The sequence below is a fragment of the Actinoplanes sp. NPDC049598 genome, assembly GCF_040675435.1.
Lineage (GTDB): Bacteria > Actinomycetota > Actinomycetes > Mycobacteriales > Micromonosporaceae > Actinoplanes.
Map to the genome: position 1 here is coordinate 260,428 of NZ_JBFAOX010000010.1, position 25,015 is coordinate 285,442.

The following is a 25,015-nucleotide window of genomic DNA, read 5'->3' on the forward strand; positions in this document are numbered from 1 at the left end:
TGGGTCTCAGCCGAGCTGGCGGCGGACCTCGGCCGCCACCCGGCCGCCCTCGGCGCGGCCGGCGACGGCGGCCTGCGCGGCCTTCATCGCCGGCCCCATCTGGGCCTTGCCGCTGAAGCCGCCCGCGGCCAGGGCGTCGCGGACCAGGCCCGCGATCTCCTCGTCGGTGAGCTGTTTGGGCAGGTACTGCTCGAGCACCTCGCCCTCGGAGCGCTCCTTGGCGGCCTGCTCGGCCCGGCCCGCGTCGGCGAACGCGGTGGCGGCCTCGCGGCGCTTCTTGGTCTCGCGGGTCAGGACAGCGAGGACCTCGTCGTCGGTGAGGGCACGGGCCTCGGCGCCGGCGACCTCGGCGTTGCGGACGGCGGCGAGGGCCATGCGCAGCGTGGAGGTGGTCAGCTCGTCGCGGCCCTTCATCGCGGCGTGCAGGTCGTCGTTCAGGCGGTCCTTCAGCGTTCCCATGGACGGAGAAACTACTCTTTCGGTCATGCGTAAGCGCTCCTTTATCGCCCTGGGGGCCGGGGTGGCCGCCGCGGGCGGCGCGACCTTCGCCTATGCCTCGCTGATCGAACGCAACATGTTCGCCCTGCGGCGCTTCGACGTGCCGGTGCTCGAGCCGGACGCCGAACCACTGCGGATCCTGCACATCTCGGACATGCACATGATGCCCGACCAGCGACGCAAGCAGGCATGGGTGGCCGCGCTCGGCGGCACCGACCCCGACCTGGTCATCGTCACCGGCGACAACATGGCCGACCCGGCGTCTGTTCCCGGCGTCCTGCGCGCGCTCGACCCGCTGCTGTCGGTGCCCGGCGCGTTCGTCTTCGGCTCCAACGACTACCGCGGCCCCCGCTGGAAGAACCCGCTGCAGTACCTGCTGCCCGAGCGCGAGTACGTGCAGGGCGTCGACCTGCCGACCGAGGACCTGCGGGCCGCCCTGATCGACGCCGGCTGGGCCGACCTGAACAACGCCCGCACCATACTGAAAGCCGGTGGCCGCTCGATCGAACTGGTCGGCGTGGACGACCCGCACGTGGAGCGCGACGACTACCCGTCCGTCGCCGGCCCCATCTCCGGCGGCGCCGACCTGCACCTGGGCGTCACCCACACGCCGGCCTCGCACGTCCTCGACGCGATGGCGGCCGACGGCTTCGAGCTGCTGCTGGCCGGCCACACCCACGGCGGCCAGGTCTGCGTCCCGTTCTACGGCGCGCTGACCACCAACTGCGACCTGCCCACCTCGATGGCGAAGGGCCTGCACCGCTGGCCCGGCTCGGACAGCTGGCTGCACGTCTCGGCCGGCCTGGGCACCCACCCCACCGCCCCGATCCGCTTCGCCTGCCGCCCCGAGGCCTCGGTGCTCACCCTGATACCTCGCTGACCTGCGGTTTTACGCTTCCGGGGATACCGATTTCGCGTCCGGCGAGGCGTCGGATAGTATTTCCTGGCAGCTCGGGGTGTGGCGCAGCTTGGTAGCGCGCTTCGTTCGGGACGAAGAGGCCGTCGGTTCAAATCCGGCCACCCCGACCAAGAGCAGTGCATGTGAGGGCCGGTCTTCCGAAGAGGGAGATCGGCCCTCATTGTTTCTCCGGCCGATAACGCGGTGAACAAAGACGGTGGCCCGGAGCATCACAGTTGCTCCGGGCCACCGTCTTGACCACGTGCCGACTGTTCCGTCGGCCTCGCTGTCATTTCCGACGGTACTCGTCTCTGGTCTACACGTCTAGACGCATATACGGCTACCGGGCTATTCCACTGGACGTAGCGTATCCGTATGATCACGCCAGATCGCGAGGGTGCTGCATACCGGCAGCTGGCCGCGGTGCTGCGTGAGCGAATTCGTAGCGGAGAGCTGGCCGTCGGTCAGCGAATGCCGTCCGAAAAGGACCTGCACGACGAATTCGGCTTCGCCAGGGAGACCGTACGCCGCGCCCTGGCGATCCTGCGCAATGAGGGCTTGGTCGAGGTCCGACACGGGCACGGCACGTTTGTCGTGGAGGCACCTGGCCGAGTGGAGCTTCGCCCTGGCGACAGCGCGACCTCGACGACAGCCGTGACGATCACTCGCGCCGACGGGAAGATTGAGACCTATCCGGCCGGCACCACGTTCGTAGCCGCCAAGGGATAGATAGGCGTTGGCCTGCATCGACCAGCGGATCCTGTCTGCAAAGATGCGCCGTGCGGATCTCCTGGGAACAGCGCCGAGTGTGCCGGCGATTCGGCGTTCGCGGGGTGGCTCCGGCCCGGCGGTCGATGATCGGGATCGCCCTGTCGCAAGGTCTGGAGCTGTTGCCGCTCAACGCCGTGCGGCACCTTCCGGCGGGTCGGACCAATGGCTGGTACGTGTGGCGTGGGGAGGCCGATCCGGTCGGCGACGATTTCTTCAGCGCCGACCATGTCGAGCACCTGTCCGGCTCGGCCCCGGAGCTGATCCCGTATCTGGCCCTGCCGCCGGGCTGGGGAGTGGTTCTGGCCCCCGGCCACGAGGACGTGTTCTTCGACGAGGCCCTCATCGTGGAGTAGCGGTCAGGGCCTCCAATTGCCGCGCGACCTCGGCGGCGGGCAGGGTGGCGTCGAGTTCGGTGGTGGCTGTCGCCCGCAGGAGAGGCTCGATGACGGCGAGGTTGTGGAGGATCTCGGCGCGTTCGGCTGGGGTTTTGCCGTACGCGTTGGTGGTTCTCGCCTCGATGCGGGCCAGCAGGACGTCGGCGGGGGCGCTGAGCAGCACGATGTGGTCGAACAGCGGGTAGAAGCGACCCTGGTTCGATTTGCAGCCGGCCACGAACACGTGCGCGTGGGTGGTCAGCAGCGCGGTGATCGGCTCTGGCCGCCACACCCAGTCGTTGCTGGCCCACTCGCTCCACTCGTCCGTGTCGGTATCGACAGTGTGGTGCCCCCGGGCGGCCAGCAGTTGCAGGGCAGTCGACTTGCCGGTACCCGACATCCCAGTGACCAGAACGCGCGGCATAAAGCCTCCTGCACACGGCCGTCGGCGGGCGGGTTATCCCCCGCCCGCCGAATGCTCAACTTGTCAGTAGGTCGGTCAAGGCCACCAGATTAGGTACTTGATCGCGATGCTGCCTCGCTTGCAGCAGCAGGTTCGCTACGACGAGAGCCGCATCGACGTCAGGAACATCGAGATCCAACCTCTGCCGGGCCCAAGGAGCCACCTCGCTCCACCGGTAGAACGTCGTGCCGGAGCGGGTCGGGCTGACGGGCGGCGGGAAGCCGCCGGGCCCGCGTTCTCCGGTGGAATAACGGCGCACGGCCTCGCGACTGAGGCCGAGCTTGTCGGCCAGATCGGCCAGGGTCAGCAGATCCTGGTCGATGAGCCGTAGCGCTCTGATACCGACGGCGTCCAGTTCCTTGACGGCTGAGGCGATCGCTTCAGCCATGGTGGGAGCCTCCCGATCGAACTCAGCGATCGGGAGGCCGTTCTCGACGCCGTACGCTGCGTCGTCCCGCCCGTGGGCGAACAAGGACTTGAGCTCGTCATCGGTAGGCCGGCGATTCATCACGATGGTGAACGCGTAACTGTTCAAAATGGCCTACCCCTTCCCCCTCAGTGGCTGTGGTTGTGGATGAAGCGGTCGATCTGCCGAATCTGAATCTCAGGTCGGCTGGAGGTCAGCTGCAGGTCACGACTGTCGCCGCACCGCATGCAAGTCAATTCGGCCCACTCGTGAAGCCGGTACACCAGCAGGCCGGATTGCTCGGCCCGGTCGAGCATCTCGACGACCTTGCTCGACGCCTGGTGATCCTCGTTCGGCATGTCTTTCTCCTCTAGTCGGCTGCCGGAGTGAGCTGTTGAAGCGACGCATGATTCCTCCTGGATATTTGGATCCGGGGTAATAGTACACCGGAGCGGGGTAAAAGTGCACCGGACGTGGTAAAAAGCGGGCGGGACATCCGTGGATGTCCCGCCCGCTTCCCGTGACGTCAGCGGCCCGGAGGCGGCTTGGGGCCGTTGCCGGGTGGGGTCTTGCTCGGCGGGGTCGCGGCCTTGCCCCGGCTCACCTGGATGACGACGACGCCGCCCTTGATGGTCTTGCCGCCGGGGTCGGTGCCGGCCGCGGTGCCCTTGGGGCAGTCGGAGTCGACCTCGTTGCCGACGACGGCGTCGAAGCCGGCGCCCTCGATCTCGTCGCGGGCGTCGTTGATCGACTGGCAGGCGACGCGGGGGATGGAGCGCTGGTCGCCCTCGGCGATCTTCTTGCTGCCGGGGACCTTGAACTGCTCCTTGGGCTTGCCCTTCATGTAGTCGGCGAGCGTCTCGTAGACGGCCGGGTTGACCTTGTCGTGGCTCATCCGGTCGGTGTGCTGCGGCCAGTCCGGGTTGACCAGGTAGCCCGCGACGACCAGCTTGGTCGTGCCGGCGATCAGGGCCGCGGTCTTGTCGTTGTCGGTGGTGCCGGTCTTGCCGAACACCGGGTGCTTGACCGTGGAGCGGACCGCGCGGGCGGTGGCGCCGTTGCAGTTGCCGAGCTGGGCCGAGTCGCCGACCGGGCAGCGGGTCGCGTCGAGCGTGGCCCGGGCGACGTCGGAGCTGGTGGCGCGGATGCAGCGGGGCTTGCCGATGTCGAGTTTCTCGCCGTTCTGGGTGGTGATCTGCTCGATCGGGGTGGGCTCGCAGTACATGCCGTCGCCGGCCAGGGTCGCGTACGCGTTGGCCATGTCGAGCGGGGTCGAGGCCGACACCCCCAGGGTGAAGGCGCCCCACTGGTTGGCCGCGACGGTGTTGTTGGCGAAGTCGGCGTCCTGCTTCACCCGGAACTGCACGCCGAACCGCTTGGCCACGGCGACCACGTTCTCCGCGCCGACTCGCTCTTCCAGCGGTACGAAGTAGGTGTTGATCGACTTACCGAAGGCGCTCCACATGTTGTAGACGCCCTCGCCGCCGCCGCCCGAGTTGCTGGGGCACCAGAAGTGGGTGCCGGGACAGGCGGACTCGCTGCTCGACGAGATGATGTATCCGGATTTGTAGCGCTTCTCCGCCTTGATCGGGTACGCCAGCGGGTAGCCCTTCTCGAGGGCGGCCACCATCGTGAACATCTTGAACACCGAGCCGGCCTGGTAGCCGCTGATGTCGCCGCCGCCGGAGAGCAGCGGGTTGGTCGTGTTCGGGTACGTCGCGTGGACGCCGGCCTTGGCCTTCCGCTTGTCCGAGGAGAGCGGGTTCTGCGGGTTCGACGGGTCGTCGAGCTTGAAGCGCCGGTTGGCCGACAGGAAGCGGACCTTGCCGTCGCCCGGCTCGATGCCGGAGAGCAGCAGCGCGTTCTTGTTGTTGACCGAGACCTGGTCGTTGATGCGCTTGCGGGCGGCCGCGGTGCCCTTGACGTCCATCGTCGTGATGATGCGGTAGCCGCCGCTCTTGAGCCGGCGCTCACGGTCGTACGTCGTCGCGCCGAACGCCTCCTGGCTCATCCACCAGCGGTAGAAGTAGTCGCAGAAGAAGCCCCAGTCGTTCTTGGCCACCGAGACGCAGCCGTTGCTGATCGGCTTGACCTTGCGCGGGATGGACTCCTTGACCGCCTTGTCGGCCTGGGCCTGGGTGATCGAGCCGGCCTCGACCATGCCGGGGATGATGTAGTTGTTGCGGCGGTCGCGGATCTGCGGGTAACCCTCGGAGGTCGTGGGGTTGAAGCTGGTCGGGGCCTTGACCATGCCGGCCAGCATCGCCGCGTCGCCGATCGTCAGGTCCTTGGGCTTCTTGTTGAAGTAGACCTGGCTGGCCGCGTAGACCCCGTACGCCTGGTTGCCGAAGGGGGCGATGTTGAGGTAGCGCTCCAGGATCTGGTCCTTGGAGAGTTCCTTCTCCACCTGAAGCGCGTACTTCATCTCCGTGACCTTGCGCTTCGGGGTGTCCTTGGTCGCGTCGACGACCTCCTGCGGGTTGGTCGCCGAGTAGGCCAGCGAGAGCCGCACGTACTGCATGGTGATGGTCGACGCGCCCTGCTTGGACTCGGACTTGCCGCTGTTGTTGACGAACGCGCGGGCCACGCCCTTGAGGTCGACGCCGTTGTGGTGGTAGAACTCCCGGTCCTCGGCGGCCACGATCGCGTCGCGCATGTATTTCGAGATGTCCTTGATCGGGACATCGCTGCGGAATTCGTCGTAGAACTGCGAGATCTGCGTGCGGCCGTCGGCGGCGAAGATGCGGGTGATCTGCGGGGAGCTGAAGTCCTTGAGCTCACTGGGCAGCTGCGCGAAGGTCTCGCCGCCGGCCTTGGCGGCCAGACCGGACATGGCCGCGGCCGGGAAGGCGGCCGCCGCGACGACGACGCCGGCGAGTAAACCGCAGATCAGCAACGAGGTCGCATTGGCGAAGATGTTGTGATCGCGTCTGCGCATCCAGGAGGTCACCCGAGCAGGGTACGCGAGGACCGCACGTCGACGCGCGTCGAGAGAGTCACGGTTCGCCCAGAATCAGCCTGCCCTAACGGAGGATTTTTCGTGGGCTTTTGTGAAGTAGGCTTCGCGGCCTTTGCCCGGAAGAGCCGGGCTGTACGTATTTGAGGGACAACGTTGCGTAATCGCCCAACTACAGAGCATGATGGTCCGGCGAGCCAATCGCACGACGTCCGCGTGGTTCGGGGGGACACACGCCCCGCGGGCGTCAGGGGGTAACGCTAGGGGGGACGTTTACAGATGGGGATGATCAGCGACTGGCCGAGCATGGCGGCGTGTCAGAGTGGCGACCCTGACGCGCTTTTCGTGCAGGGCGCCGAGCAGAACGTGGCGAAGAGGATCTGCCGCAGCTGCCCGGTTCGCTATGAGTGCCTCGCCGATGCCCTGGACAACCGGATCGAGTTCGGCGTCTGGGGAGGAATGACCGAACGGGAGCGGCGCGCGCTGCTGCGCCGCCACCCGCACGTGGCGAGTTGGCGCAAGATGTTCGAGGCCGCGATGAAGGACAAGGGCGCCGACAAGGTGCTCGTCCCGACCCGCTAGGCGAGAAGCGCGCCGATCGTCCGCAGCCCGTCGACGTCATGAACGTCGGCGGGCTGCGCCGTGACGGCGACCGCCGGGACGTCCGGAAAGGCGTCGGTGAAGGTCGCCGCGACCTTCTGCTCCCGCTCGGTCTGCCGCACCAGGTTCGCGTGGATCCGCAGCGCGCCGGCGGTGAGGCTGCTCTCATCGAGACCCGCGGCCGCCTCCTCGCTGCGGTCGGCGCCGAGCTCGGGCGCCTCGGAGCGGTGCATCCGGTTGAGCACCAGCCCGGCCAGCGGCATCCGCTCGGCCACCAGGCGCTCGGCGAAATAGGCGGCCTCGCGCACGGCGTCCCTTTCCGGGGCCGCCACCAGGAGAAAGGCCGTCTGCGGGTCCTGCAGGATGCGGTACGTCTCGTCGGCCCGCTGCCGGAAACCGCCGAACATCGAGTCGAGCGCGGCCACGAACCCCGACAGGTCGGTCAGCAACTGGGCGCCGAGGACCTTCTGCACCGTACGGGAGAAGAGCCCGAACGACGCCGTGACCAGGCTGAACATGCTGCGCCCGCCGCTACGGGCCGGGGCCAGCAGCATCCGCAGCATGCGGCCGTCGAGGAACCGCGAGAGCCGGGCCGGAGCGTCCAGGAAGTCGAGCGCGGAGCGCGAGGGCGGGGTGTCGACGACGATCAGATCCCACTCGTCGGTGGCCCGCAGCTGGCCCAGCTTCTCCATCGCCATGTACTCCTGGGTGCCGGCGAAGGTCGAGCTCATGGCCTGGTAGAAGGGGTTGGCGAAGATCTCGGCGGCGCGCTGCGGCGTGGTGTGCTGCTGCACCACCTCGTCGAAGGTGCGCTTCATGTCGAGCATCATCGCGTGCAGCTCGCCGCCGCTCTCGGTGTCGATGCCCTTGACCTGGCGCGGCGTGTTGTCGAGCTCGCTGAGGCCCATCGACTGGGCCAGCCGCCGGGCCGGGTCGATGGTGAGCACGACCGTGCGCCGGCCGTGCACCTCGGCCGCCCGCAGGCCGATGGCGGCCGCGGTGGTCGTCTTGCCCACCCCGCCGGCCCCGCAGCAGACCACGATCCGGGTGGCCGGATCGGCGAGCAGACCGTCGACGTCGAGCCGTTCGGAAGCGGTCACGTCACCCACTACTCCAGAGTAGTCCGCAGTTGATCCCGTTCACGCGCGCATCAGCGCCGCGGCCAGCTCGTCGAGCCCGCCCTGATCGACCCCGCGGGGCAGCAGGGGGAGCTCGACCAGCGGCAACCCGGTCTCGGTGAGCTCGGTGCGCAGCGTCTCCTCCAGCTCCTGGCGGGTCAGGTAGTCCTTCACCTCGCCGGCCAGGCCGGTCACCGTGGCCGGGTCGCTGGGCAGGCCGGCCTCGGCCAGGCCGCGCTTGAGCTCGGCCTTGGTCACCCGGCCCGCGGTGACCAGGGCCGGGCGGGTGGCGTTGAGGATGATCCGGCCGACCGGGATGTGCAGGGCGGTGAGCTCGGCGATCGCGTCCAGCGTCTCCTGGACCGGCATCTCCTCGAGCAGCGTGACCACGTGCACCGAGGTGATCGGCGAGCGCAGCAGCGCGGCCACGCTGTCGCTCTGCGTCTTGATCGGGCCCATCTTGGCCAGCTTGGCCGTCTCGGCCGTGACGTTCAGGAAGCGGCCGATCCGGCCGGTGGGCGGGGCGTCGAGCACCACGGCGTCGTACGCCCGCTTGCCGTCCTGAGAACGGGTCGTGGCCTCCTTGACCTTGCCGGTGAGCAGCACGTCACGCAGGCCCGGCGCGATGGTGGTGGCGAAGTCGATCGCGCCCACCTTGCGCAGGGCCCGGCCGGCCGCGCCCAGGTGGTAGAACATGTCGAGGTACTCGAGCAGGGCCTCCTCGGGGTCGACGGCCAGCGCGCGCACCTCGCCGCCCCCCGCGACCTTGGCGATCCGCAGCTCCTTGTAGGGCAGCGGCTCGGTCTCGAAGAGCTGGGCGATGCCCTGGCGGCCCTCGACCTCGACCAGCAGCGTCCGCTTGCCGCCGGCGGCCAGGCCGAGCGCCAGGGACGCGGCCACGCTGGTCTTGCCGGTGCCGCCCTTGCCGGTCACCACGTGCAGCCGTGCTGGCCACCGGTTCACTTGCTCGCCCATGGGCTCAACGGTAACCGGGGCGACTCAGCCGGTGACCTCGCAGACCAGCCAGCCGGTCTTGCGGATGACAGTGAACTGCAGGTCCTGGGCGGCGGTCTTCTCGTCCGTGGTCGACATGGTGACCTGCGCCGCAACCGTGGCGCGATCCTCCTCGGCGCCGGAGACGACCGGCTCGGCCCAGCGGAAGACCGGATCCTGATAACCCTGGGCGTACGCCTTGATCTCGTCGACCCGTTCCGAGATCTTCTGCTTGTCCCGGGCCTCGCGGCAGACCAGATCGTCGGCCGCGGCCGCGTCCTGCTGGGTGTAGACGGCGGTCAGGAAGCGGTCGACCGCGGTCGCGGCGTCGGGCGAGCCCGGGTTGTCGGCGTTGCGCAGCAGGAAATAGGCCGAGGTGGCGCCGCCGCCGCAGAGCAGGAGCGTGCCGATCAGGGCGGCCGAGACCCAGAGGGCGCTACGGCGCGATTTCGGCTGTTGCTGGGGGCCGGCCCAGATCGGCTCCGGCGGGACCAGGGGCGGCGCGGTCGAGTGCTGATAGGCCAGATGCTCGGGCGGGGTGGTCTGCCACTGGCCGGGCGCCTCGTGCTGGGCGTGCCAGGGCGCGGTCGGGGGCGGTGCCTGCCAGCCCGCATCGGGCGGGATGACCTGGGTCTCCTCCGGTGCGGCGGCCGGCACGACGGGGATGGAGTCGGTGTGCCGCTCGTCCGAGAAGGCACCGGGCGGCGGCCACTGGAGAGCGGGAGCGTCCGGGGCGGCGTCGATGAAGTCGGCGTGCGGCGGCTCCGGCGCGGGGATCGGCTCCTCGGGCGGGATCGGCAGAGGCGGCTCAGGGTCGGGCGTCGGCACCGGCGCCGGCTCGGGATGGCCTGGCTCGGGAAACCCCGGCCGGCCGGCCTGCGGGTGCGTCATGTCGCCCTCCGTGATGTGACGTGTCCGGCTTGCTCAGCCTAGTCAAATCGGCCCGATCGTGGGCCCTAAGCTGGGCGCGGTACCGACTCTTCAGGGGAGTAATAGCGATGCAGAAATGGGAGTACGTGACCGTGCCCCTGCTGGTCCACGCGACCAAGCAGATCCTCGACAACTGGGGCGAGGACGGGTGGGAGTTGGTTCAGGTCGTGCCGGGCCCGAACCCCGACCAGCTGGTGGCCTACATGAAGCGGGCGAAATCGTGACGCTGCCGATCGCCGGTGAGGGCGGCGTCGACGCGTACGCCAAGCTCGCCGAACTGGGTCTGACCCTGCCGACCGTGGTGCCGCCGCTGGCGTCCTACGTCCCGGCCGTGCAAACGGGCAACTACGTCTATGTTTCCGGGCAACTTCCGCTGGTCGAGGGCAAGTTGCCGTACGAGGGCAAGCTCGGCGCCGAGGTCACGCCGGAGCAGGGCGCCGAGCTCGCGCGCCTGTGCGCCCTCAACGCCCTGGCCGCGATCGAGTCGCTGGTCGGCCTGGGCCGGGTCGGCAAGGTCGTCAAGGTGACCGGTTTCGTCGCCTCGGCCCCTGGATTCACTGGTCAGCCGGGTGTCGTCAACGGCGCCTCGAATCTGTTCGGCGACGTCTTCGGCGAGCAGGGGCGGCACGCCCGCAGCGCGGTCGGGGTGGCCGAGCTTCCGCTCAACGCCCCGGTCGAGGTCGAGGTCATCGTCGAGTTGGCCGAGTAGCTGTACCGGTTAACTTAACCTGATCTTTCAGCCTTTCTGGTTGCTATCCGTAACCTGAGCAGGCACTGAGATCGCACATCCGGTCCTCTCCGTTCACCCCATGCGCGACGTAGGATTTCGCGCATGGGGGGTGCTGAGCCGAAGGAGCTGCCGGATTGGGTGACGCTGCTGCGCGCCCCCAACCCGGGCCCGATGACGCTGGACGGCACGAATACGTGGATCTTGCGGACGCCGGGCCAGAGCCGGGGTGTCGTGATCGATCCCGGCCCGCTCGATGAGGGGCACCTGTCCCGCATCGCCGGTCACGGTCCGTTCCAAGCGATTCTGATTACTCACGGTCACCATGACCATGTCGAGGGTGCGGCCCGCCTCTCCGGGCTTCTCGGCGGCACGCCGGTTCTCGCCGCCGACCCGGCGCACGCGATCCCCGCGCAGCCGATGACGCCGGACGGGCTGATCGCCGTCGACGGCCTCAAGGTCGAGGTGGTGGCGACTCCGGGGCACACCGGCGACTCGGTCAGCTTCGTGGTGAACGACGCCGCGGTGTTCACCGGCGACACGATCCTGGGCCGGGGCACGACCGTGGTCGCCCACCCGGACGGCGATCTGGGCCGGTATCTGTCGAGTCTCCGACGCCTCAGCGGGTACGACGGGGTCTTGATGTTGCCGGGCCACGGCCCGGCGCGCGCCGACACGGCGGCCGTGGCGAAGGAGTACCTCGCCCACCGCGAGGAGCGGTTGGCGCAGGTCACGGCGGCCATGGCGGCCGGCGCGGAGACGGCCGAGCAAGTCGTCGACATCGTCTACCCCGACATCGATCCGGCCGTCCGGTTCGCCGCGATCTGGTCGGCCGCCGCCCAACTTGATTACCTCAATCACAAAAACCGGGAATCAGGAACAGGCGCGAGCGGGTTGGATCGGCTGTGACCTGTCCCGTGTGTGGAACCGTCGCCGTTCCCGGCGCCCGTTTCTGCCACAACTGCGGCGCCGCCCTGCCGGCCGCGGCGACCCTGCCGGCGGCCGAGCGGCGCATCGTCACCGTGCTCTTCGGCGACCTGTCCGACTTCACCTCCTGGTCGGAGGACCTCGACCCCGAGCGGGTGGGTGCGGTCACCGACCGGGTGCTGGCCGCCCTGGCCGGCGCGGTGAAGACGTTCGGCGGTCACGTCGACAAGCTCACCGGCGACGGCATCATGGCGGTCTTCGGCGCTCCCGTGGCCCACGAGGACGACGCCGAGCGGGCCGTGCGGGCCGCGCTGAGCATGCAGCGGGCCGTGCGCCGGGTGCTGGACGACGAACGCGGTGGTGGAGCTCCCCTCGGCCTGCGGGTCGGCCTCAACACCGGCGAGGTCGTGGCCGGCATGCAGGCCGGCATCGAGTACACCGTCATCGGCGACACCGTGAACACGGCGGCCCGGCTGGCCGACGCGGCCGCGGTCGGCGCCGTCTACGCCGGCTCGCGCACCAGTGGCGGCACCCGGCACATCGCCTCCTGGCGGCAGCTGCGCCCGCTGCGGCTCAAGGGCAAGCGCGAGCCGGTCCCCGCCTTCGAGCTGCTCGGCCTGCACGACGCCCCCGGCACCCGGTCCGGCCTGGGTGACGAGGCGCCCTTCGTGGGCCGCGAGACCGAGCTCGGGCGGGTGGCCGGCCGGCTGGCCGAGGCGATCGACGCCGGCACGCCCCGGGTCATGGTGATGACGGCCGAGGCCGGCATCGGCAAGTCCCGCTTCGCGGGCGAGGTCAAGCGGCTGGCCGCCGGCTACGACGTCGGCAACGGGCGGTACGCGGCGCACACCGGGGCCCGGGTGCTGCGGGTGCGGTGCCGCGCGTTCGGCGAGCGCCGCCGGTTCGCCCCCCTGGCCGACCTGGTGCGCAAGTCGGTCGGCCTGCCCAAGGACGTGGTCTCCACCGTCGGCCGGACGGTCGTCGAGGAGCGTCTGCGCAAGCTCGCGAGCCGGCTCGGCCCGGCCCGGCTGGACATCGACCGGCTGCTGGCCCTGCTCGGCTACGGCGAGGCCCCGGCCAACCCGGTCGGCCCCGCGGCCGGCGCCGACTGGCAGCCCAGCAAGCGGCTCGACCCGGACGCGATCTCGACCGCGGTCGCCGAGCTGCTGACCGCGCTGGCCACCGAGACCCCGCTGGTGGTCATCGTCGACGACCTGCACGACGCGACGGCCTCGACCGTGGACGCGCTCGGGCGCACCCTGTCGATGCTCGACGGCCCGGCCGTGGTGCTGCTGCTGGGCCGGCCCGAGCTGGTGCGCACGGCCGGCGCGCTGACCCGGCTGGCCGACGCCGAGGTGCACACGCTCCCCCCGCTGCGCGGGGCCGACGCGTCGCGGCTGCTCACCTCCTATCTCAACGGCGGCAAGCTGCCCCAGCCGGACACCGACCGGCTGCTCGCGACCGCCCAGGGCAACCCGTTCTACCTGGCCGAGATGGTCACGCTGCTGATGGAGCGGGGCGCGCTCACCCCGGCCGTCGGGGCCAACGCGGCCGGCAAGTGGATGCTGGCCGACGGCTCGCTGGGCCGGCAGCTGCTCTCCCGCGACCTGGCCGCGGTGCTCGCGGCCCGCATCGACGCGCTCCCGCCGGAGCCGCGCTCGGTGCTGCGTGACGCCGCTGTCGTCGGCGACACCGTGCCCTCGGGCGTCATCGAGGCCCTCCGCGAGCGGCGGGCGGCCAGCGACGCCCGGCCCGGCGCGGTGGCGGCGGTCGAGCTGGAACGCTCGGTCGACGAGCTGCTGCAGCGTCGCATGATCCACCGGGTCCGGGGCGGGTACGCCTTCACCACCCCGCTGATGCGCGAGGCCGCGTACTCCGGCATCGGCAAGGCCGACCTGGCCGACCGGCACGCCTACCTGGCCAACTGGGCCGCCCCGGAGGCGATCGACCGGCTCGGCTACGACAGCGCGAGCCGGCTGAGCCTGAGCGAGAACGAGCGGGACGCGTTCGTGGCCACCCACGCCGAGTGCGCGGTCGAGCTGGCCAACGCCGTGCGCCTGCGGCCGGACGCGGCGGTCCGCGACGTGGCGCCGCTGGGCGTGGCCGCGCTGGGCCGGATGGCCCGGCGGGCGCTGGCCAACATCGAGCCCGGCGCCTCGATCGAATATGCCGAGCGGGCCGCCACGATGGCCCCCGACGGCGTGCTGCCCCTTCCCGACCAGCTCGTCCACGCCCGGGCGCTGCTGCGGCTGGGCCGGGCCGAGGAGGCGCTGGAGCACGGCGAGAAGATCACCGTCAGCGCCGACGATGAGCCGGTCAGCAAGGCCGAGGCGCTGATCCTGGTCGGCCGCGCGCACGAGGCGCTCGGCGACACGAACAAGGCGGTCGCGGTCTGGCAGGACGCGCTCGAGATCGCCACCGAGGCCGAGCTGCTGCCGGAGCGGGCCAACGCGATGCGCCGGCTCGGCATGGCCGACTTCCTGGCCGGCCGGCTGAGCCAGGCCAGCAGCCGGTTCGCCGCGGCCTACCAGGTCACACTGGCCGCCGGCGACCGGCACGGGCAGGCCTGGGCGCTGCAGAACCTGGCCTGGGTGACCACGACCCGGGGCGACTTCGCCGGCACCGACGCGGTGCTGGGCCGGGCGGCCCGGCTCTTCGCCGAGCTGGGTGACCCGGTGGGCCGCTCCTGGCTGCGCGGCACCACGGCGTTCGCCCGGCTGCTGGCCGGTCGCCTGCAGGAGTCACGGCGCCTGGCCCGGGTCTTCCTGCCCTTCGGCGACCGGGTCGGCGAGGGCTGGGCGGTGGGCACGCTGCGGGCCGTGGAGGCGTACGCGGCGGCCGAGCTGGGCGAGCTGGCCGAGGCCGACGGCGAGGCCCGCCGGGCGTACCGGGACTTCAACGCCGTGGCCGACGACTGGGGCCGCGGGCTGGCGCTGGTCGTGCGGGGTGCGATCGCCCGCGGGCTGGGCGAGTTCGACCACGCCTTCGACCTGCTGACCGACGCCCTCGGCTATGCCGACAAGACCGGCCACCCGCTGCTGCTGGGGATGGCCGGCACGCTGCGGGGGTTCGTCGCCCTCCACCGCGGCGACCTGCCGCAGGCCGAGGCCGACGCGCGCCGGGTGATGACCGCCGTCGAGCCGCACAACCCGCTGGCCCCGGCCCAGGTCGGCCCGCGGGTGCTGCTGGCCGAGGCGCGGCTGCGGGCGGGTGACGCGGCGACCGCGATCGGGCTGCTGGCGCCGATCGCCACCGACACCGGCACGCCGTCGCTGCTGTTCTCGCGGCGGCACGCCCTGGCCTCGTACGCGGGGGCGCTGCTGGCCGACGGCCGGGTCGACACCGCGACGACGTGGATCGAGCGGGCCCGCGAGGTGCCGGCCGAGGACGTACGCAGTGGCGTGCTGGCCGCGATGGTGCACGCGCGGGTGCTGGCGGCCGCTCAGCGCTACGACGAGTCGCGCGAGGCGGCCGAGGAAGCGGTCCGGCTGGCGTCGGCCACCGAGCAGACCAGCGAGCGCTGTGCGGCCGAGGACCTGCGGGACGCGCTCGCCTCGGCGGGCTCGGAGCCGCCTCCGCCGGAAACTGTCGCGTACGCGTCCGACGTGCCCGGATGATCTCCGCGCCCTCTGGGATATTTTCAAACCCATGACCGAGACGCCGCGCGGAGCCCTACCGGTCCCGTACGTGCCCGGCATGTCCGGACTGTCGGTCATGGCCAGGGGTGGATACGCGACCGTGTACCGGGCGATGCAGGATTCGGTCGGCCGCGAGGTCGCCATCAAGGTGGAGAACCGCCGCCTCGAGAGCGACCGTGACCAGGCCCGGTTTTTGCGCGAGGCGCGGGCCGCGGGCAAGATGTCGTCCCATCCGCACGTGGTCGACCTGTTCGACGTCGGCGTCACGGTCGACCAGCATCCGTACCTCATCATGGAGCTCTGCGACGGGTCGTACCTGGACCGGATGCGCCGGGCCCCGCTCGGCGCCGAGGAGGCCCGCGACCTCGGCATCAAGATCGCCGACGCCCTGGTCCACTCGCACGCCAACGGCGTGCTGCACCGCGACGTGAAACCGGCCAACATCCTCTACTCCGAGTTCAACTCGGCCGTGCTGGCCGACTTCGGCCTGGCCGTGCTGGGCGAGATGCGCGACTCGTCGGTCACCCTCGAGGTGCTCACCCCGGCCTACGCGCCGCCGGAGATGTTCCGCCACGACGACCCCTCGGACGCGGTCGACGTCTACGCGCTCTGCGCCACGCTGTACGCGGTGATGCGCGGCCGCCCACCCCGCTGGGACGGCGACCGCAGCCCCAGCCTGATCACCCTGATGGACCTGTTCAACCAGCCCATCCCCGATCTGCCCGGGGTGCCGCCGCAGCTGACCCAGGTGCTGCGGTACGGCATGGCCAACGACCCCAACGCCCGGCCGACCGCCAAACAGCTGCGTGAGCTGCTCACGGGCGTGCAGCTGGGTGGTGGAGCGCCGCCACCGGTCCCGCCGCAGCGCTGGTCGCACGGCGACGAGACGCCGACCGTGCGCACGGCCAAGCAGACCAAGAAGAAGTGGCTGTTCGGCCTACTCGGGATCGAGGACCGCTAGCAGCTCGCCGGTGTCCACCTCGGTGCCCGGGTGCACCGGCAGCGAGGCCACCACCCCGGCGCTCGGCGCGTGCACCGGGTGCTCCAGCTTCATCGCCTCCAGGGTGAGCAGCAGCTCCCCGGCCCGGACGCGCTGGCCCGGCACGACCAGAACCCGGCGGACGGCGCCGGGCAGCGGGGCGATCAGCGAGCCCTCGACCGCCTCGGGGGCCGGCATCGGGAACCGTGACAGCTCGCGCAGCGCGACCGAGCCCTCCGGGCTGTCCACGTACGACACCTCGCCCACCCGGTGCACGTTGAAGGTCAGCCGGATGCCGTTGACGTCCAGCACCACCTGACCGTCGCCGGCCCGCACCACCACCGTCTCCGGGTAGTCGTCGACCACCGGGGCCTGGCCCAGCCCGGCCAGGTCCAGCTCCTCCGGGTCCACGGTCCGGACCCACCAGCCGGCCAGCTCGCCGTGCCGGTTCATCCGGTAGCCGACCTCGACCGGGCCGGCCGGGCCGTCGTAGACGGCCGTCTGCGAGCCCGAGGGCACGTTGCGCCAGCCCGACGGCACGGCCGCGAGCACGGCGGCCTCGGCCCGGCGGGCGGCGGCCCCGGCCAGGGCGGCGGCCAGACATGACAGGCGTACGGCGTCGACCGCCGACAGGAGCGGGGCGAACACCTCCGGGCGGCGGTCGAGGAAGCCGGTGTCCACGTCACCGGTACGGAACGCGTGGTGCCGCAGGGCCCGGACGAGAAGGTCCCGGTTGGTGGCCACGCCGTGGATCTGCGACCGGGTGAGGGCCGAGGCCAGCATCCGCGCCGCCTCCTGCCGCGTCGGCGCCCAGGCGACCAGCTTGGCCAGGGTGGAGTCCTGATGGGCGGAGATCACCGAGCCGTCCTCGACCCCGGCGTCCAGCCGCAGGCCCGGCGCCGGCAGCGGGCGGAACCGGCTGGCCACGTCCGGCACGGCGAAACGGTGCAGCGTGCCGGTGGCCGGCAGCCAGGCGTAGGCCGGGTCCTCGGCGCAGACGCGCACCTCGATGGCGTGCCCGCGGATCGGCGGCGGCCCCGGCATCGGCAGGCTCCCGCCCTCGGAGACCAGCAGCTGCAGGCGCACCAGGTCGTAACCGGAGACGCACTCGGTCACCGCGTGGTCGGCCTGCAGGGTCGGGGTGAGCTCCATGAACCAGAAGTCGCCGCGGGCGTCGAGCAGGAACTCGACCGCGCCCGCGCCGACGTAGCCGAGCGCCCGGACGGTGACGATCGCGGCCCGGCACAGCTCCTCCCGCAGCCCCGGGTCGACGGCCGGCGACGGCGTCTCCTCGACGATCTTCTGGTAGCGGCGCTGGATCGAGCACTCGCGCTCGCCGAACGGCACCACCGCGCCGTGCTCGTCGGCCAGGATGGGCACCTCGATGTGGCGTACGTCCTCGACGTAGGGCTCGCAGTAGACCTCGCTGCCCACCTCCCGCCGGGTCGAGGCGATCGCCTCGGCCAGGGTCGTCACGTCGCGGACCACGCGCAGGCCGGTGCCGCCGTTCCCGGTGTCCGGCTTGATCAGCACCGGGAAGCCGGGCACCTGGGCCGGGTCGGTGTAGCTCGGCAGCACCGGCACCCGGGCCTCGGCCACCAGCGTCTTCGTCTCGGTCTTGCTGCGCAGGATGCTGAGCGTCTTGGCCGGCGCGCCGACCCAGATCATCCCGGCGTCGGCCACGGCCGCGGCGAAATCCGGATCCTCGGCGAGCTCGCCGTTGCCCGGGTGGATGGCGTTCGCCCCCGAGCGCTGGGCGGCCGTGATGATCAGGTCGCCGCGCAGGTACGACGAGCGGGGGGTGCCGCCGTCGAGGCGTACGGCGTAGTCCGCCTCCCCGACGTGCGGCGCGTCGGAGTCGGCGTCGGAGTAGACGGCGACCGTCTCGATGCCGACGAGGCGGCAGGTGGCGAACACCCGGCGGGCGATCTCGCCACGGTCGGCCACCAGAATGCGTCGGATCACTGGTCTACCTTTCCGGGCCGGAACACGCCGATGTGCCCGGCGCCCTCGACGGCCGCGCTGTGTGCGGCGGACAGGCAGAGTCCGAGGACGGTACGCGTGTCACGGGGGTCGATGGTGCCGTCGTCGTCGCCGTTGGCGACCGGACCGTCGGCGGGCCAGCTGAAGGCGAAGCGGGGATCGCCGGTGCGGCCGCTGTTGAGCGCGAACAGGGGGACGGTGGAGTGCGCGAGCGCGTCGATCTCGCCCGGGCCGAACGACTCGGCGGTCTCGTCGTGCTGGATCAGCAGCAGCGACGTGTCGGTGGCGTTGGCCAGCTGGATGAAGTGCACGGCCTTCTGGGTCTCGGCCGGGGTGTGCGGGGCCCCCGAGGCGGCCAGGACGCCGACGGGGTAGCCGTGCAGCTCACCCCAGCCGGCCAGCAGGGCCGGGCCGACCGCGGGCTTGAACTCGTCGAAGTCGCTGCCGTCGAGCACGCGGGCCAGCAGCTCCCGCGGGTCGTGGAGCGCGGTCAGCGCGAGCAGGTCCTCGGCGTCGTACTTGGGGCCGATCGGCGAGCTGGTGCGCGGCTGGGGCCCGCGCTTGCGCCAGTTGAGCCGGCGCACGCACTGGCGGGCCAGGCGCAGCCCGTCCCGCTCGTCCTCGGCCAGCTGGTCGGCGACGTCCTTGGTGGCCCGGGCCGGCTGCGGCTTGACCGTGATCGTGTAGTCGGAGAGCGCGGGCAGATAGGCCGCGATGCCCTCGGCCGGCCCGAAGACCACGCAGATCGCGGGCACCCGGTCGGCGGCGAGGCGGCTCAGGTCGCGGGCGATGCCGCCGCGCGGTTGCGGGCCGCCGGGCGCGGTGTCGGCGGCCGATTCGACCAGGTTCACCAGCGGCAGCCGGTTGCAGGAGGCGATCCGGGCGGCCCGGCGGATCTTCTCCACCGCGTACGGGTTGACGGGCCCACCGTCCACGGTGGGGTCGGTCGCGATGATCATGCACTCGACACCCTCGACGGCGCCGATGCCGGTGACCACCCCGGCCCCGACCGGGAACTCGGTGCCCCAGCCGGCCACCGGTGAGAGCTCGAGGAACGGGCCGTCCTGGTCGAGCAGCATCTCGATGCGCTCGCGGGGCAGCAGCTTGCCGCGGGCGTGATGGCGGGTGACGGCCCGTTCGCCGCCGCCGGCCCGGGCTTCCTCCAGCGCGGCCTCGAGCCGGGCCAGCCGATCCATGGCGGTGGCGCAACCTTCGAGATAGCCGGGGGTACGCGGATCGAGGGCAGTGTCCAGCACGCTCACGATGGAACCCCTGCCATGTTCAAAGCCGCGCCTCTCGTATCCGCCGGTGCCTCTCGACCACCTCCACAACGAGTGGTCAAGCAGGTGCGACACGGATGCGAAAGGCGCGGCTTTGTCGCCTTTTCAGGGGGTTAGAGGCTTTCGCCCAGGGGCACTAAACCCGAGCCCGGCGAGCGAGGCGCTCCGGGTCGAGGATGATCACGCTCTTGCCGTCGAGCCGCAGCCACGCCCGGGACGCGAAGTCGGCCAGCGCCTTGTTCACCGTCTCGCGCGAGGCGCCGACGAGCTGGGCCAGCTCCTCCTGGGTCAGGTCGTGCGTGACCCGCAGCACACCACCGTCGCGGGTGCCGAACCGGCCGGCCATCTGCAGCAGGTTCTTCGCGACGCGGCCGGGCACGTCGGTGAAGATCAGATCGGCCAGCGCGTCGTTGGTCCGCCGCAGGCGCCGGGCCAGCACCCGCAGGAGCTGCTCGGCGATCTCCGGGCGGTTGTTGAGCCACGGGCGCAGCGACGTCTTCTTGAGCCGGGCCAGCCGGGCGTCGGTCACCGCGGTCGCGGTCGCCGTCCGGGGGCCGGGGTCGAACAGGGAGAGCTCGCCGACCATGTCGGAGGGTCCCATGATCGAAACCAGGTTCTGCCGGCCGTCCGCGGCGCGGCGTCCCAACTTGATCTTGCCGGACAGCACGATGTACAGGCTGTCACCGGCCTCGCCCTCGTTGAACAGGACGTCGCCCTTACGGACTTCGACCGTGTCCATCTCCTTGGCGAGCGCCTCGGCCGCCTCCGGGTCTACACCCTGGAAGATTCCGCTGCGCGCCAGTACCTCATCCATCTGCGCACCTCCGAACACGCGCAACGCCTGCGCTCGATCAGTCTAGGCGCACGCGGGCGGGAATCGGGCGGGCACCCCTCGATCTGAATACCGCAGGGTAACCGTTCCGACCGTGACAGGCTGTGCTTTTCGCCGCTTCAGGTGGGCGACGACAAGCCTTTCGACGGGTCGTCCGCGTAGCAGCCCGACGGTATCGTCGCGGTCGATGAATTCCCACCCCCCGCATCGAAGGCAGGGTCTTTTCGGCCGCCCTGTCCTGACAATCACGATTGTCCTGGCGGCTCTGGCCGGTATAGGCGCCGCCGGTGTCGCTTTTGCGAACCGCGACCGCTCCTCTTCGTCCTCCTCCGAGACGGCGTGGCAACAGCCCGGCACTCCGGTGGAGAAACCGGCGCCGACCACAGAATCCGGCGAGGTCGCGCCCGCCTCCGACACGATCACCTTGTCGGCCACCGGCGACATCATGATGAGCAACGCGCCCAGCAAGATGCCGCCGAACAATGGCGATGGCTTCTTCGACTCGGTCAAGGCGAGCCTGAAGTCCGACCTCGTCATGGGCAACCTCGAGCAGCCGCTGACCGACGACACCGGCACCTCCAAGTGCGGGCCCGGGTCGGGCAACTGCTTCGCCTTCCGCTCGCCGCCGTCCTACGTCAAGCACCTCAAGGACGCCGGCTTCGAGCTGATGAACACGGCCAACAACCACGCCAAGGACTTCGGGGCCAAGGGCGCGGCCAACACCCGGGCCGCCCTCGACGGGGCCGGCATCAAGGCGACCGGCAACTCCGAGGAGATCACCGTCGTCGACGTCAAGGGCGTCAAGGTCGCGGTGGTGGGCTTCGCGCCGTACACCGGCCTGAACAACCTGAACGACGTCGACGCGGCGGCCGCCCTGGTCGAGCAGGCCAAGGCCGAGGCCGACCTGGTCGTCGTGCAGGCCCACCTGGGGGCCGAGGGTGCCGAGAAGCAGCACGTCAAGCCGGGCACCGAGACGTTCTTCGGCGAGAGCCGGGGCGACCCGATCAAGTTCAGCCACGCGGTCATCGACGCCGGGGCCGATCTGGTCGTCGGGCACGGCCCGCACGTGGCCCGCGGCCTGGAGTTCTACAAGGGCAAGCTGATCGCCTACAGCCTGGGCAACTTCGCCGGCGGCGGCAAGACGCTCAGCCGCACCGGCGTGCTCAAGTACGGCGCGATCCTTCAGGTCACGCTGGGCAAGGACGGGTCGTACGCGGGCGGGAAGCTCTTCTCGACGTACATGAACGACCTCGGCCTGCCGACCCGGGACAGCAAGAACGAGCAGAGCCGGAAGATCATGGCGCAGCTCAGCACGGCCGACTTCCCGTCGACCGGGGCCCGCATCGGTGCGGATGGTGCGATCAAGCCGGCCGGGTGAGCAGCGACGTACTCTGTAGCGGTGGATCTGGTGGTGCGGTCGGGCAAACGGTTCGCGGCGGAGACGCCCATCGGGCGCAAGAGGCGGGCTCGCAAGATGGCCCGGGTCCTGACCGAGACGCATCCCGACGCGCACTGCGAGCTCGACTTCACCAATCCGCTCGAGCTCGCGGTGGCGACCGTGCTCTCCGCGCAGACCACCGACGTCCGGGTCAACCAGGTGACGCCGGGGCTGTTCAAGCAGTACCGCACGGCGGCCGACTACGCGGCCGCCGACCGGGCCGAGCTCGAGGCCACGCTCCGCCCGACGGGCTTCTTCCGGGCCAAGACCGACTCGCTGATCAAGCTGGGCAACGCGCTCGTGGAAAATCACGGTGGCGTCCTGCCCGACAAGCTCGACCAGCTCGTGGCGCTGCCCGGCATCGGCCGCAAGACGGCCAACGTGATCCTGGGCAACGCGTTCGGCATCCCCGGCATCACGGTCGACACCCACTTCCGCCGGCTCACCAACCGCTTCGGCTGGGTGCGGGAGGAGGATCCGGTCAAGATCGAGTTCCAGGTGGCCGATCTGATCGAGAAGCGCGACTGGACCATGCTGTCGCACCGGGTGATCTTCCACGGCCGCCGCGTCTGTCACGCCCGTAAGCCGGCCTGCGGCGCCTGCACCCTGGCCGCGATGTGCCCGTCCTACGGCACCGGCCCGACCGAGGCCGCCCCCGCGGCCAAGCTGCTCAAGGGGCCCCGCGCCCGGGAGCTGGCGGTGGCCGCCGGTGTCGACCCCGATCTGGTCCCGGCCGCCGCGGTGACCGCGCCGGACGCCCCGTGAGGGTCAAGCGCCTGCTCGCGGCGCCGCTGATCGTGCTGCTGCTGGCTGTCACCGCGGCCTGCGGCGACTCCTCGGCCTCGGCTTCCCCGTTCGGCGGCTGTGCCGACCTGACGGGTGCCACGGCCCCCAACGATCTGCCCGACCTGACCCTTCCCTGCTTCACCGGGGACTCCTCGGTGTCGTTGCGCTCGCTGAAGGGGCCTGCGGTGATCAACATGTGGGCGTCCTGGTGCGGGCCGTGCCGGGCCGAGCTGCCGGTCATGCAGAAGCTGTCCGAGACCGGGAAGGTGACCGTGATCGGCGTCGACGCCGGTGACAAGCGGGAGAACGGCGCTTCTTTCGCCGCCGACAAGGGCGTCACCATGCCGACCCTCTTCGACGCCGACCTCTCGCTGCCGCACGCGCTGTCGCGCATCAACCTGCCGGTCACTGTCTTCCTCGACTCGGACGGGAAGTCGTACGTGCACATCCTGCCGCTGGACGCCACCTCGCTCACCGAGCAAGTCGACAAGCGTCTCGGCCTGAAGGTGACGCTGTGAGCCGCCCGGCCGATCTGCCGTCCTGGTTCGAGCCGTTGCTGACCCGGGCCGCCGAGGCCCGGATCGAGGACTTCACGCCCCTGCGCGCGCCGGCGGGCGCCGGGCGGCCCAGCGCGGTCCTCGTGCTGTTCGGCGAGGGCGACGACGGCCCCGACCTGCTCGTGCTGCAGCGGGCGGCCACCATGCGCAACCACGCCGGCCAGGTCGCCTTCCCCGGCGGCGGCACCGACCCCGAGGACGCCGACCCGCCCGCCACCGCCCTGCGTGAGGCCAACGAGGAGGTCGGGCTCGACCCGGCCAGCGCCGAGGTGCTGGGCCTGCTGCCCGAGCTCTACATCCCGGTCAGCGGCTTCGTGGTGACCCCGGTCCTGGCCTGGTGGCGCCACCCGCACGAGGTGTGCCCGCGGGAGCCGGCCGAGGTGGCGCATGTGGCAAGACTGCCGATCGGTGAACTGGTCGACCCCGCGAACCGTATCCGGGTGCGGCATCCCAGCGGCTGGGTCGGCCCGGCCTTCCAGGTCAGGGGGATGCTGGTCTGGGGCTTCACGGCAGGGGTGATCTCGACGTTGCTCGACATGGGTGGCTGGACCAAACCGTGGGAGCCGGGCGCTCTCCTCGAGTTGCCGGACGCGGCCGCGCCGGTGCCGGCCACCCGGGCCGGCGGACCGGACGAGGTTCTTCCGTGAATTCCGGCTGGCCTCGCGCCTCTACTCTGAGTGAGTGCCAGTGGTCGATGTCCTCCTGATCGTGCTCATGCTGATCTTCGCGATCAGCGGTTACCGCCAGGGTTTCGTGATCGGCGCGCTCTCGCTCGGCGGCTTCTTCAGCGGCATGCTGATCGGTCTCCAGCTCGGCCCGCTGATCGCCGACCGGTTCACCGACGACTGGGCCCGCCTCGTGGTCTCGCTGGTGGTCATCTTCGCGCTGGCCGTACTCGGCCTGACCCTGGCCGGCTGGGTCGGGATAAGGCTGCGGCAGGCCATCACCAACAAGCCGCTGCAGATGATCGACGACGCCGGCGGGGCGGTCATCTCGCTGCTGTCGGTGCTGGTGGTGGCCTGGCTGATCGCGGTGCCGCTGAGCACCACCCCGTTCGAGGGTCTCAACCGGGAGGTCCGCAACAGCGCCATCCTGCGCGGCGTCAACGACCTGATGCCCGAGCAGGTGCAGGACCTGTCCTCGGCGCTGAGCGAGACCCTCAACACCAACGGCTTCCCCGACGTGTTCGGCGGCCTCGCCCGCACCCAGGCCCGCCAGGTGGCGGCGCCCGACCCGGCGCTGAAGAACTCGGCCGTGGTGCAGAAGAGCAAGCGCTCGGTCATCAAGGTGCTGGGCACCGCACCGAGCTGCTCGCGGCGCATCGAGGGCTCCGGCTTCGTCTACTCCGACGAGCGGGTGATGACCAACGCGCACGTGGTGGCCGGCACCCGTGACGTCTCGGTCGAGGTCAACGGCCGCCGCGAGGACGCGACCGTGGTCGTCTACGACCCCCAGCGCGACCTGGCCGTGCTCTACGTGCCCGGGCTGACGTCGCCGGTGATGCCGTTCGTCAAGAAGCAGGCGGCCACCGGCGCCAGCGCCATCGTCCTCGGCTACCCGCAGGACGGGCCGTACGACGCCCAGTCGGCCCGGGTGCGCGACGTCGGCGACATCACCGGCCCCGACATCTACGAGTCCCGCGACGTGACCCGGGAGATCTACACGATCCGGTCGCTCGTCCGCAGCGGCAACTCGGGCGGCCCGCTGGTCAACCCGAGCGGCCAGGTCGTCGGCGTCATCTTCGCCGCCGCGGCCGACGACAAGAACACGGGCTTCGCCCTGACCGCGGCCGAGGCGGCCCCGGTCGCCTCGGCCGGCGTCACCCGTACCCGCGGCGTGAAGACCGGCGAGTGCGCCTGAG

At 70.9% G+C, this 25,015-nt stretch carries 24 protein-coding genes, 1 tRNA gene and 1 pseudogene; 15 read left to right on the forward strand and 11 right to left on the reverse strand.

Features of this window, described 5'->3' with window-relative positions:
• Positions 1-6: 6 nt before the first annotated feature.
• Complete coding sequence (locus AB0J66_RS24235) at positions 7-459, reverse strand: GatB/YqeY domain-containing protein (protein WP_364664569.1); 453 nt, start codon at positions 457-459, stop codon at positions 7-9.
• 25 nt (positions 460-484) lie between these two features.
• Between AB0J66_RS24235 and AB0J66_RS24240 the strand changes: the two genes are divergently transcribed.
• From AB0J66_RS24240 to AB0J66_RS24255, 4 genes are all read left to right on the forward strand, one after another.
• Complete coding sequence (locus AB0J66_RS24240; RefSeq protein ID WP_364664572.1) at positions 485-1,378, forward strand: metallophosphoesterase; 894 nt, start codon at positions 485-487, stop codon at positions 1,376-1,378.
• 72 nt (positions 1,379-1,450) lie between these two features.
• Positions 1,451-1,527: transfer RNA gene (locus AB0J66_RS24245), tRNA-Pro, on the forward strand.
• A gap of 244 nt (positions 1,528-1,771) precedes the next feature.
• Complete coding sequence (locus AB0J66_RS24250; RefSeq protein ID WP_364664574.1) at positions 1,772-2,125, forward strand: GntR family transcriptional regulator; 354 nt, start codon at positions 1,772-1,774, stop codon at positions 2,123-2,125.
• 50 nt (positions 2,126-2,175) lie between these two features.
• Positions 2,176-2,520, forward strand: a complete 345-nt coding sequence (locus tag AB0J66_RS24255) for a hypothetical protein (RefSeq protein ID WP_364664576.1) — start codon at positions 2,176-2,178, stop codon at positions 2,518-2,520.
• On the opposite strand, the gene AB0J66_RS24260 is transcribed toward AB0J66_RS24255, so the two are convergent.
• The 4 genes from AB0J66_RS24260 to AB0J66_RS24275 all read right to left on the reverse strand — a co-directional run bounded on the left by AB0J66_RS24260 (position 2,507) and on the right by AB0J66_RS24275 (position 6,348).
• Complete coding sequence (locus tag AB0J66_RS24260) at positions 2,507-2,965, reverse strand: AAA family ATPase (protein WP_364664579.1); 459 nt, start codon at positions 2,963-2,965, stop codon at positions 2,507-2,509. The genes AB0J66_RS24255 and AB0J66_RS24260 overlap by 14 nt on opposite strands.
• Positions 2,966-3,020: 55 nt before the next feature.
• Positions 3,021-3,539 carry a helix-turn-helix transcriptional regulator gene (locus tag AB0J66_RS24265; RefSeq protein WP_364664582.1) on the reverse strand — a complete coding sequence of 173 codons (519 nt, stop codon included), beginning with the start codon at positions 3,537-3,539 and terminating at the stop codon, positions 3,021-3,023.
• A gap of 20 nt (positions 3,540-3,559) precedes the next feature.
• Positions 3,560-3,769, reverse strand: coding sequence for a hypothetical protein (locus AB0J66_RS24270; RefSeq protein ID WP_364664584.1), 210 nt, complete (start codon positions 3,767-3,769; stop codon positions 3,560-3,562).
• A gap of 167 nt (positions 3,770-3,936) precedes the next feature.
• Entirely contained in the window at positions 3,937-6,348 is a 2,412-nt protein-coding gene (locus AB0J66_RS24275) for a transglycosylase domain-containing protein (RefSeq protein WP_364664586.1), read from the reverse strand.
• Positions 6,349-6,645: 297 nt separating this feature from the next.
• Here AB0J66_RS24275 and AB0J66_RS24280 point away from each other — a divergent pair, with 297 nt between their 5' ends.
• On the forward strand, positions 6,646-6,948 hold the full coding sequence (locus tag AB0J66_RS24280; protein WP_097317528.1) for a WhiB family transcriptional regulator: 303 nt from the start codon (positions 6,646-6,648) through the stop codon (positions 6,946-6,948).
• On the opposite strand, the gene AB0J66_RS24285 is transcribed toward AB0J66_RS24280, so the two are convergent.
• The 3 genes from AB0J66_RS24285 to AB0J66_RS24295 are packed head-to-tail and all read right to left on the reverse strand — an operon-like array spanning position 6,945 to position 9,968.
• Positions 6,945-8,075, reverse strand: coding sequence for an ArsA family ATPase (locus AB0J66_RS24285; RefSeq protein ID WP_364664589.1), 1,131 nt, complete (start codon positions 8,073-8,075; stop codon positions 6,945-6,947). The genes AB0J66_RS24280 and AB0J66_RS24285 overlap by 4 nt on opposite strands.
• A 30-nt stretch (positions 8,076-8,105) precedes the next feature.
• Positions 8,106-9,059: an ArsA-related P-loop ATPase gene (locus AB0J66_RS24290; RefSeq protein WP_364664592.1), complete on the reverse strand. Its 954-nt coding sequence runs from the start codon at positions 9,057-9,059 to the stop codon at positions 8,106-8,108.
• A gap of 24 nt (positions 9,060-9,083) precedes the next feature.
• Positions 9,084-9,968: a hypothetical protein gene (locus AB0J66_RS24295; RefSeq protein ID WP_364664595.1), complete on the reverse strand. Its 885-nt coding sequence runs from the start codon at positions 9,966-9,968 to the stop codon at positions 9,084-9,086.
• A gap of 107 nt (positions 9,969-10,075) precedes the next feature.
• Here AB0J66_RS24295 and AB0J66_RS24300 point away from each other — a divergent pair, with 107 nt between their 5' ends.
• The 5 genes and pseudogenes from AB0J66_RS24300 to AB0J66_RS24320 form a co-directional block, all read left to right on the forward strand.
• Complete coding sequence (locus tag AB0J66_RS24300; protein WP_015625975.1) at positions 10,076-10,231, forward strand: DUF4177 domain-containing protein; 156 nt, start codon at positions 10,076-10,078, stop codon at positions 10,229-10,231.
• Positions 10,228-10,716, forward strand: a complete 489-nt coding sequence (locus tag AB0J66_RS24305; RefSeq protein ID WP_364664598.1) for a RidA family protein — start codon at positions 10,228-10,230, stop codon at positions 10,714-10,716. The genes AB0J66_RS24300 and AB0J66_RS24305 overlap by 4 nt, the downstream gene beginning before the upstream one ends.
• A 123-nt stretch (positions 10,717-10,839) precedes the next feature.
• Complete coding sequence (locus AB0J66_RS24310; protein ID WP_364664600.1) at positions 10,840-11,643, forward strand: MBL fold metallo-hydrolase; 804 nt, start codon at positions 10,840-10,842, stop codon at positions 11,641-11,643.
• Positions 11,640-15,278 (forward strand): adenylate/guanylate cyclase domain-containing protein, encoded by a 3,639-nt coding sequence (locus tag AB0J66_RS24315; RefSeq protein WP_364664603.1) that lies wholly within the window; start codon positions 11,640-11,642, stop codon positions 15,276-15,278. The genes AB0J66_RS24310 and AB0J66_RS24315 overlap by 4 nt, the downstream gene beginning before the upstream one ends.
• Positions 15,279-15,309: 31 nt before the next feature.
• Positions 15,310-16,125 (forward strand): annotated as a pseudogene (locus AB0J66_RS24320) (serine/threonine-protein kinase); the annotation flags it as partial.
• Between the two features lie 111 nt (positions 16,126-16,236).
• Here the strand turns inward: AB0J66_RS24320 and AB0J66_RS24325 are convergent.
• From AB0J66_RS24325 to AB0J66_RS24335, 3 genes are all read right to left on the reverse strand, one after another.
• Positions 16,237-18,243: a biotin carboxylase N-terminal domain-containing protein gene (locus AB0J66_RS24325; RefSeq protein WP_364664606.1), complete on the reverse strand. Its 2,007-nt coding sequence runs from the start codon at positions 18,241-18,243 to the stop codon at positions 16,237-16,239.
• Positions 18,240-19,523 carry a carboxyl transferase domain-containing protein gene (locus tag AB0J66_RS24330; protein WP_364664609.1) on the reverse strand — a complete coding sequence of 428 codons (1,284 nt, stop codon included), beginning with the start codon at positions 19,521-19,523 and terminating at the stop codon, positions 18,240-18,242. The genes AB0J66_RS24325 and AB0J66_RS24330 overlap by 4 nt, the downstream gene beginning before the upstream one ends.
• 154 nt (positions 19,524-19,677) lie before the next feature.
• Positions 19,678-20,355 (reverse strand): Crp/Fnr family transcriptional regulator, encoded by a 678-nt coding sequence (locus tag AB0J66_RS24335; RefSeq protein ID WP_020515203.1) that lies wholly within the window; start codon positions 20,353-20,355, stop codon positions 19,678-19,680.
• Between the two features lie 379 nt (positions 20,356-20,734).
• On the opposite strand from AB0J66_RS24335, the gene AB0J66_RS24340 reads away from it, so the two are divergent.
• From AB0J66_RS24340 to AB0J66_RS24360, 5 genes are all read left to right on the forward strand, one after another.
• Positions 20,735-21,751: a CapA family protein gene (locus tag AB0J66_RS24340; RefSeq protein WP_364664613.1), complete on the forward strand. Its 1,017-nt coding sequence runs from the start codon at positions 20,735-20,737 to the stop codon at positions 21,749-21,751.
• Positions 21,752-21,847: 96 nt separating this feature from the next.
• The gene (gene nth / locus AB0J66_RS24345; protein WP_364664759.1) at positions 21,848-22,576 is read left to right on the forward strand and encodes an endonuclease III; all 729 of its coding nucleotides are present in this window, start codon (positions 21,848-21,850) and stop codon (positions 22,574-22,576) included.
• Positions 22,573-23,115 carry a TlpA disulfide reductase family protein gene (locus tag AB0J66_RS24350; RefSeq protein WP_364664616.1) on the forward strand — a complete coding sequence of 181 codons (543 nt, stop codon included), beginning with the start codon at positions 22,573-22,575 and terminating at the stop codon, positions 23,113-23,115. The genes nth and AB0J66_RS24350 overlap by 4 nt, the downstream gene beginning before the upstream one ends.
• Complete coding sequence (locus AB0J66_RS24355; protein WP_364664619.1) at positions 23,112-23,801, forward strand: CoA pyrophosphatase; 690 nt, start codon at positions 23,112-23,114, stop codon at positions 23,799-23,801. The genes AB0J66_RS24350 and AB0J66_RS24355 overlap by 4 nt, the downstream gene beginning before the upstream one ends.
• Positions 23,802-23,835: 34 nt before the next feature.
• Positions 23,836-25,014 (forward strand): MarP family serine protease, encoded by a 1,179-nt coding sequence (locus AB0J66_RS24360; protein WP_364664621.1) that lies wholly within the window; start codon positions 23,836-23,838, stop codon positions 25,012-25,014.
• Position 25,015 lies beyond the last annotated feature (1 nt).

Excerpts from the sequence above, each read along its gene's own strand:
- AB0J66_RS24335 (WP_020515203.1), bottom strand. The coding sequence starts at position 20,355 with ATGGATGAGGTACTGGCGCGCAGCGGAATCTTCCAGGGTGTAGACCCG.
- AB0J66_RS24275 (WP_364664586.1), bottom strand. The coding sequence starts at position 6,348 with ATGCGCAGACGCGATCACAACATCTTCGCCAATGCGACCTCGTTGCTG.
- AB0J66_RS24240 (WP_364664572.1), top strand. The coding sequence starts at position 485 with ATGCGTAAGCGCTCCTTTATCGCCCTGGGGGCCGGGGTGGCCGCCGCG.
- nth (WP_364664759.1), top strand. The coding sequence starts at position 21,848 with ATGGCCCGGGTCCTGACCGAGACGCATCCCGACGCGCACTGCGAGCTC.
- AB0J66_RS24250 (WP_364664574.1), top strand. The coding sequence starts at position 1,772 with ATGATCACGCCAGATCGCGAGGGTGCTGCATACCGGCAGCTGGCCGCG.
- AB0J66_RS24295 (WP_364664595.1), bottom strand. The coding sequence starts at position 9,968 with ATGACGCACCCGCAGGCCGGCCGGCCGGGGTTTCCCGAGCCAGGCCAT.
- AB0J66_RS24310 (WP_364664600.1), top strand. The coding sequence starts at position 10,840 with ATGGGGGGTGCTGAGCCGAAGGAGCTGCCGGATTGGGTGACGCTGCTG.
- AB0J66_RS24280 (WP_097317528.1), top strand. The coding sequence starts at position 6,646 with ATGGGGATGATCAGCGACTGGCCGAGCATGGCGGCGTGTCAGAGTGGC.
- AB0J66_RS24270 (WP_364664584.1), bottom strand. The coding sequence starts at position 3,769 with ATGCCGAACGAGGATCACCAGGCGTCGAGCAAGGTCGTCGAGATGCTC.
- AB0J66_RS24290 (WP_364664592.1), bottom strand. The coding sequence starts at position 9,059 with ATGGGCGAGCAAGTGAACCGGTGGCCAGCACGGCTGCACGTGGTGACC.
- AB0J66_RS24235 (WP_364664569.1), bottom strand. The coding sequence starts at position 459 with ATGGGAACGCTGAAGGACCGCCTGAACGACGACCTGCACGCCGCGATG.
- AB0J66_RS24300 (WP_015625975.1), top strand. The coding sequence starts at position 10,076 with ATGCAGAAATGGGAGTACGTGACCGTGCCCCTGCTGGTCCACGCGACC.
- AB0J66_RS24260 (WP_364664579.1), bottom strand. The coding sequence starts at position 2,965 with ATGCCGCGCGTTCTGGTCACTGGGATGTCGGGTACCGGCAAGTCGACT.